The sequence below is a fragment of the Streptomyces sp. NPDC088246 genome (genome assembly GCF_044741025.1).
Lineage (GTDB): Bacteria > Actinomycetota > Actinomycetes > Streptomycetales > Streptomycetaceae > Streptomyces.
In genome coordinates, this window is record NZ_JBIURV010000065.1 from 26,307 (window position 1) to 32,942 (window position 6,636).

General features: G+C 68.9%; 6 protein-coding genes and 3 pseudogenes. 3 read left to right on the plus strand and 6 right to left on the minus strand.

What is annotated here, in order from left to right:
• The 4 genes and pseudogenes from ACIPEK_RS41005 to ACIPEK_RS41020 form a co-directional block, all read right to left on the minus strand.
• Positions 1-227 (minus strand): annotated as a pseudogene (locus ACIPEK_RS41005) (hypothetical protein); the annotation flags it as partial.
• Positions 205-573, minus strand: coding sequence for a DUF742 domain-containing protein (locus ACIPEK_RS41010; protein ID WP_402007271.1), 369 nt, complete (start codon positions 571-573; stop codon positions 205-207). The pseudogene ACIPEK_RS41005 and the gene ACIPEK_RS41010, both read right to left, overlap by 23 nt.
• 2 nt (positions 574-575) lie before the next feature.
• Positions 576-1,010 carry a roadblock/LC7 domain-containing protein gene (locus tag ACIPEK_RS41015; RefSeq protein ID WP_402007273.1) on the minus strand — a complete coding sequence of 145 codons (435 nt, stop codon included), beginning with the start codon at positions 1,008-1,010 and terminating at the stop codon, positions 576-578.
• Positions 1,011-1,017: 7 nt separating this feature from the next.
• Positions 1,018-2,982, minus strand: coding sequence for an ATP-binding protein (locus ACIPEK_RS41020; protein WP_402007275.1), 1,965 nt, complete (start codon positions 2,980-2,982; stop codon positions 1,018-1,020).
• A gap of 823 nt (positions 2,983-3,805) precedes the next feature.
• On the opposite strand from ACIPEK_RS41020, the gene ACIPEK_RS41025 reads away from it, so the two are divergent.
• The gene (locus tag ACIPEK_RS41025) at positions 3,806-4,057 is read left to right on the plus strand and encodes a hypothetical protein (RefSeq protein ID WP_402007285.1); all 252 of its coding nucleotides are present in this window, start codon (positions 3,806-3,808) and stop codon (positions 4,055-4,057) included.
• Here the strand turns inward: ACIPEK_RS41025 and ACIPEK_RS41030 are convergent.
• Positions 4,032-4,205 (minus strand): annotated as a pseudogene (locus tag ACIPEK_RS41030) (ISAzo13 family transposase); the annotation flags it as partial. The gene ACIPEK_RS41025 and the pseudogene ACIPEK_RS41030 sit on opposite strands and share 26 nt — an antisense overlap.
• Positions 4,206-4,540: 335 nt before the next feature.
• On the opposite strand from ACIPEK_RS41030, the gene ACIPEK_RS41035 reads away from it, so the two are divergent.
• Positions 4,541-5,173 carry a hypothetical protein gene (locus ACIPEK_RS41035; protein WP_402007277.1) on the plus strand — a complete coding sequence of 211 codons (633 nt, stop codon included), beginning with the start codon at positions 4,541-4,543 and terminating at the stop codon, positions 5,171-5,173.
• Here the strand turns inward: ACIPEK_RS41035 and ACIPEK_RS41040 are convergent.
• A complete protein-coding gene (locus tag ACIPEK_RS41040) occupies positions 5,081-5,377 on the minus strand; it encodes a transposase (RefSeq protein ID WP_402007279.1) in 297 nt (98 codons plus the stop codon). The two genes, ACIPEK_RS41035 and ACIPEK_RS41040, sit on opposite strands and share 93 nt — an antisense overlap.
• A gap of 50 nt (positions 5,378-5,427) precedes the next feature.
• Here ACIPEK_RS41040 and ACIPEK_RS41045 point away from each other — a divergent pair.
• A pseudogene (locus ACIPEK_RS41045) lies at positions 5,428-6,636 on the plus strand (hypothetical protein); the annotation flags it as partial.

Below are 6,636 nucleotides of genomic sequence, written 5' to 3' on the forward strand. Positions count from 1 at the left end.
GCTCCACCGGAGTCGTAATTGCCACCGGAGACATAGGTCTCACCGGAGTCGTAGGCTCCACCGGAGCCATAGGTGTCACCGGAGCCATAGGAGCCACGGGCGTCGCCGTAGCCTTCCAGGTGGCCATGCCTTGCGTGGCTTGCGTGGCTTCCGAAGCCTTCGGAGCTTGCGCTGTTCTCGTACGCGGCGGAGCTGCCGGAGCCGTCAGAGCTGTCGTCGTAAGCCATCGAGCACTGCCTCCAGCAGAGATCGGTCGGTGGGCATGTCATAGGCGGGCGGGTTCGCGGTGACTGCCCCGCAGTCCACCAGGTCGGAGACGAGCACCTTGGCGACGACTGCGGGCAGCCGCAGATGGGCGGCGATCTCGGCCACCGAGGTGGGGCCGCCGCACAGCCCCAGCGCGACGGAGTGCTCGGGACCGAGATGAATCTGCGGCTCGGTCCCGGTGGCCATCACCAGGGAGAGCAGGTCGAGCACGGTCGTCGGACGGGTACGACCGTTGCTCACGGTGTACGGGCGGATGAGCCGGCCTGCCGCGTCGTCGAGCAACGGCCCGTCCTGCGGAACCGACACCCTCACAACCCCGCGGCGCTCGATGTCCCGGCCGCTTGTCTCACCGGAGTCATCAGATAGGGCCGGACGCTCTTGACCAGCATGGTCATCTCGTAGCCGAGCACCGCCGCGTCCGCCTCGCGGCCGGCGAGAACGGCGAGGCAGGTGCCCGACCCGGCGGTGGAGACGAACAGCAGCGTCGAGTCGAGCTCGACCACCACCTGTCTTACGTCGCCGCTGTCGCCGAAGCGCGCGCCGGCACTGCGGCCGAGCGAGTACAGGCCGGCGGCCAGCGCCGCCATGTGGTCGGCGCTGTCGGCGTCCATGCCGTGGAGGGATTTCACCAGCCCGTCGGCGGAGAGGAGGACTGCGCTGCGTGTGTACGGCACGCGCTGGACCAGTCCACTCAGCAGCCAGTCGAGGTCCGAGACCTGACCGGACGGCATATCGGTCGCCATGGTGCATCTACTCCTTGGAGGTATTCGCTTCGAGAGGGTCGGTGGCTGGGGCTGCGTCCGGATCCGGTTCCGGGGCCGGGTGGCGCGGTGCGACGGTCGCCGTGAGTCCGCGGACCGGCAGCGGTCGGGGTGGGGTCTGGGGCTGCCAGGTCTGCGGGGCCGCCGTTTCCAGGCTCGTGTCCGGGCCCCGTTCGGTGTCCGCCTCGGATTCGGTACGGGCCTCCGCGAGTTCGATGCCCCGCCGGAAGGCTGCCATGAGTCCCGGGTCGTGCAGGGCTTGTTCGTCCTCGGTACGCGGGGCCGGCGCCTCCCTGAGCTGCGGAACCAGATGCTCCTGGTGGGCGCGCCTGGGGAGTTGGGGCCTGCCGATGGTGCCGCGTACGAATCCGGGCTCGGTTTGGAACGCAGGAGGGGTTTCGTCCGTTCGCCGCATGCCTGGGAGGGCCTCGGCCGGGGTGGGGCGGTCGGGGCGCTCGGCGCGCAGTGGGAGCGGTGGGGCTTCGCCCTGGCGTCGCGGCTGCTGGCGTGGTTGATGCAGGCGGAGCGGTTGAGTGGGTACATACGGCTGCCGGTTGGCGCTCGTCCGCGGGGCCGGTGACGGGGCCGGACCGGAACCCGGACCGGGGTTCAGGCTCGGGTTCGGCTTGTGGTGGCTTCCGGTGTCGTCCTCGACCGGCGGACGGTGTACGCGCCCCGGGGGCGGGACCGGAGCCGCGTCGGCCTCGGCCGGAGCGTCCCCGTCCACGCCCAGCAGGGACTGCGGGAGGACGAGTACGGCCTGCGTTCCTCCGTAGATGTTGCTCTGCAGCCGGACCGCGATGCCGTGTCGTCGGGCTAGTGACGCGACGACGAACAGGCCGATCCGGCCGTCCTGCAGGAGATGGGCCACGTTGACCTGGTCGGGGTCGGTAAGCAGGGCGTTCATCCGCTTCTGCTCGTTGCGCGGCATGCCCAGCCCCCGGTCCTCGACCTCCAGGGCCAGTCCGGCGGTGACCTGCTGGGCGCGGAGCAGCACTTGGGTGTGCGGGGCGGAGAACACGGTGGCGTTCTCCACGAGTTCGGCCAGCAGATGGATCACATCGGCCACGGCGTGTCCGCGCAGCGTGCCGTCGATCGGCGGCACCAGTTTGACCCGCGGGTACTGCTCCACCTCGGCGATCGCCGAGCGCAGCACCTCCGTCATGGTGACCGGGTTGCTCCACTGGCGCCGCGAGACGGCACCACCGAGGACGGCGAGGTTCTCGGCGTGCCTGCGGATGCGGGTGGCGAGATGGTCGACATGGAAGAGGCCCTTGAGCAGATCGGGGTCCTCGACCTCGTGCTCCAGCTCGTCGAGCAGCTGGATCTCTCGGTGCACGAGCGACTGCAGCCGGCGGGCGAGATTGACGAAGACCTCGACTTTCTGGTCCTCGCCGGTGTGGTCGGAGAGCCGGGACGCCTGCATGACCGCGGCCACGGCGACTTCCTGCTGGCGGCCGAGTTCCTGCGCAAGCAGCTCGAAGGCGTCGCTGCCGGGCGCGGCGGGCTGCGCGGGCCTGCGTTCGGGCACGGATTCGCCGTTGCGTAGCTGTTCGACCACCCGCCGGAGTTCGGCCTGACCCTGTGCGCTGGCGCGGCGGAGCGCCAGACAGCGGCCGAAAATGGTGGTGGCGACGCGGTTGGCGGCCAAGTACGCGGCCAGTACTGCGGCGACGGACAGTGCACCGGCACCGCCCAGCGCGATCCACAGTTCGGTGGACGGCCGGGCTCCGGTGGAGCGGACGGTGAAGATGACCGCTGCGGCTCCGCTCAGCACTGCGGCGACGGTCGGCAGCACCGCGGTGCGCAGGAGTTGGGGGCGTATACGCGCCTCGGAAGATGGCTGGGCGGCACGCGGCCTGGCTGTGGCCGAGTGGGAACGGGCACCCGGTCGGCCGTGCCGTCCGCCCTCTCGGCGTTCCGGTCGCGCTTCGGATGCGCGAAGTTGAGACATCAGTGTCCTCGGTACGTGGGGCACCAGGAATCGGCGTTCATGCGGTGGCACCTACGGTGGTCGGTCAGGCTCGGTTCATCGGTCGGGCAGGCTCGAAGGATATGAACCCACCGTTGACCACCGGGCACACACAGTAGTCGTCAATCACGTAAGCGCGACGGGCAGTTGTCGAACTTGCCCGCCCTCCGTCCCGCTCTGGTATGACCTCTCGCACGAGAGGCCGATTACTCCGCATTGACACCTGGTCGACAGACACCCGATCGGCCTACGGGAGCGACCCCCCTGAACACACGGAACAGCTCGGCCCGTCCGGTCCTGCCGGACTGGGATCTGTCCACCCGTACGACGCGCATCATGGCGCGGGTCCGGGCACAGGGAAGCCCCACCCCCGACATTGAGCCGAAAGAGTGGGCCTCGGTGTCAGGACTTCACGATCCGGGTCTCGGTACGGAAGCCGGATGCCCTTCGCGAAGTCGGCAGCGGGATCTACCGCTGTGCCTCCGCGGCTCTCTCCCGTCGAGAGGGGCCGTCAACAACCGTTGACCTCCTCCCCCAACATGAGTGTGGGGGATTCTCTTCCTGGCGTCCGTGTGTGCGTGCACCTTGAGGCGGGTTCCTGGTTCCTCCCCACCCGATGGGTGGGGGTTGTGCGCGCTGCCGGAACGATTCCTGGCTTCACGTGCGCTCCGCAGGCGTTTACCTGGTCCGTTGCCGGGCGAGGGCCCCCGGTCCGGGGGTGGGTGGTACAGCCTGTTGTGCGGCGCGGATGCGCCGTCCTTCGTGCTTGATGTTCTGGCCCGCGTTGTGGTCCCGGTCGTGCCGGGTGCCGCACCCGCTGTACCCGCAAGCCCGAGCGCCCGCCCAACACGACGACATCACCGTCCTCGACTGCCCCACCCTCAACGACCTCGGCGGCGACGCGGCCACGGGAGGCTCGCTCGAATTCCCCCGCCAGGCGAAGGCCACCTTCACCCGCAGCGGCGGCAGCGACTCGGAGGTCTCCGAGGAGCTGTACAGCGACACCGCCGGCACGCTTGACTTCGAACACCCCCCTTGCGAACGGTCGCCTCGCTGACTGCGGCGGCCTGCGCGACGGCCCGGGCACCGCCGTGCCCCAGCGCCCGGGCCTCCGCACCCATCAACAGCCGCCACTGCCGCTCATTCAGATGTGGGAGCAACACTGCGAACTTCACAGCGAGTTCATCACGAGTCTCGCTCGGCATGCGCGTACCGCACCAACGAGCTTCAGGACGGGAAGCAACACCTTGTTTCCCTGCGAGCCATTCAAGGGCCGTCCCGTAAATGATCTGCGAGTCGATGTGGGACGTGGTCGGTCCCGGTCTGGCCTGCTCCGAACAGGGCGGGGGAATCGGTGGCTTGGAGCACGCTCGTTGCATAGGCTCGTTTTGTGCAGTGGCATCAGGTACTCGGCTTCGTGGTCGCAGTCACACCCCTCACATTGATTCCTGGCACGAGCTTCACGCTGGTCACACAACAGGTGATCGCGGGATCGCGGTCCGACGGTGTGCGCGCCGCATTTGGCTCAGCGTGAGGGCTCTTGGCGCACGCAACATTTGCCGCGATTGGCTTTTCCCCCGCCCGCAACACCCTCTACGCCTGCCAAGGGGGGACCCTCACCCGGCCCGACCGCCCGTGGATCGACGCGCACGGCGTGATCGACGTGCTCAAGCGCCCTTTCGTGTCGGGGACCATGCGCTGGCACAGCAAACTGCGGGTGACGACGACCGCGGCCAAGAGGCACTTCAAGGGCAACGGGCTCCCGGATCATCCCACCGGGCACTTCCCCGTCCAGAAGGGCACCCCCGCCTACAAGTACTACGCGGAGATTCCCGCGCACGGGTACCCCAACGCCGCGGCGATCCCCATCAAGCCGTGGAACCTCGACGTCACCGTTCCGCGCAATCCGTCCGTCGCGCCGAAGCCCACGTGCATCGACCAGCTGACGACCGGGATGGCTCTGGCGGGCGGCACCTTCCACCTGGAGGTGGCCACCGACGCGCAGGACCGCCCGGTCGACCCCAACGCGGCCTTGCCTCTCGACCGCTGCTGGGGCCATCCGTCCCGGCAGACGGAGACGTCACTGACCCACGGAAGCTTTCGTCGTCGAGGGCACGGAATCCCTACCGTGCCGCTGCGGCGTGGCACCGGCAGATGCGCCAACGAGATCTGAGGCAGTGGCGAAGAAGACGGAAGGGACGGTCGACCAGGCACCGAACTCCTGCGGCATCTCCCGCCGCTGCCCGCCGGTCGTGAACCGCCAGATCATGCCTTCGAACTGCTGCCACAACCGCTCGGGGTACGGGCCGTACTCGCCGATCGGCGGATACGGCCTGATGGACTCCCACTCCTCGTCAGTCAGTTGCATACGCGTCATGCCAGAAGGTCTACCGGTCCCGGCCCCGCCCCGCCCCGCCCCGAGAGCGAATGCGCACCTCGACGATCACCTACCGGACGACCAAGTACGAGTACGGCCAGGTGGGCAACACCACCGAGGTGATCACCCCGCGCCGTGTCGACGCGGCCAACGCGGACGACCTCGCCGCGCGGACGGAGTACGGCGCGATGAACCGCCCGGTCAAGCAGTACCAGCCCTACGACCCGGCGGACAGCCGTTACAACAAAGCAAACGTCTACACCCAGACGTTCTACGACGGGGTGGGCCGGGTCTCCAAGACCTCGACGCCGCCGTCGGAGGGCCAGACGGTCCGTAACGACACCTCCTACACGTACTTCGACAACGGCTGGGCCAAGTCGTCCACCGCCCCGTGGGACATCGTCACGACGTACAGCTTCGACAAGCCGGGCAAGCAGACCGCCCGGACACTGACGTCCGCGGCCGGTTCGTCCAACCGCGCTATGACATGGTCGCGCTTCCCCGACGGGAAGCTGAAGTCGAAGTCCGACGACCGCGTTCCGGTCGGCAGCGCGGTCGTTCTCGTGGACGACTCCGACACCCAGAACACCTCCGCCGCGGGTACCTGGACCAAGGGCAGCCTCACCGGCCAGCAGGGCTACGACCACCAGGTCCACGCCGCGGGCGCCGGTACGGGCGCCTTCACCTGGACTCTCGACATCCCGAAGAACGGTACCTACACCGCCTACGTCAAGTACCCGAAGGTCACCGAGGCCGCCACGGCCGCGAAATACACGGTCACCAAGTCCGACGGCACCACCACGGACGTGACCGCGATCCTGCTGGTGGCCGGCTGGCTGAGGTCGAAGCAGCCCGAGGGCGGCGGCGAGGTGACCATGGACCTCCAGCAGTCCGGAGGACTCCATCCGCGGAATGCGATCCCCGGCGGATCGGCCCAGAATCCGGGATTGAACACCGGCTGTGCGGACCTGATCTATTGGACCGACACGACCGTCTACATCTGGGACGCCAAGCATGCCGGAGGCTCCGCGGAAGCGGGCGGCAGGAAGGCTGTCCAGAACGAGGTCGACGCCCTTCAAGGGCTCGTGGTTTCAGCGCTTCGGCGGCAGCTCGGGGGAGGGCCGGCGGTCGCCGTCGAAGCCCTTCACCTCACCGAAGTGGGGGTGTGGGGGGGGGGGGGGGGGCGGCCCCCCCCCCCCCCCCCGCGCCGAGCGCAACTCGCGTGTGGAGGCGGGCGGGGGGGCGGCGCCCCCCCCCGC

Coding starts and splice junctions, on each gene's coding strand:
- ACIPEK_RS41015 (WP_402007273.1), bottom strand. CDS start 1,010: ATGGCGACCGATATGCCGTCCGGTCAGGTCTCGGACCTCGACTGGCTG.
- ACIPEK_RS41020 (WP_402007275.1), bottom strand. CDS start 2,982: ATGTCTCAACTTCGCGCATCCGAAGCGCGACCGGAACGCCGAGAGGGC.
- ACIPEK_RS41040 (WP_402007279.1), bottom strand. CDS start 5,377: ATGACGCGTATGCAACTGACTGACGAGGAGTGGGAGTCCATCAGGCCG.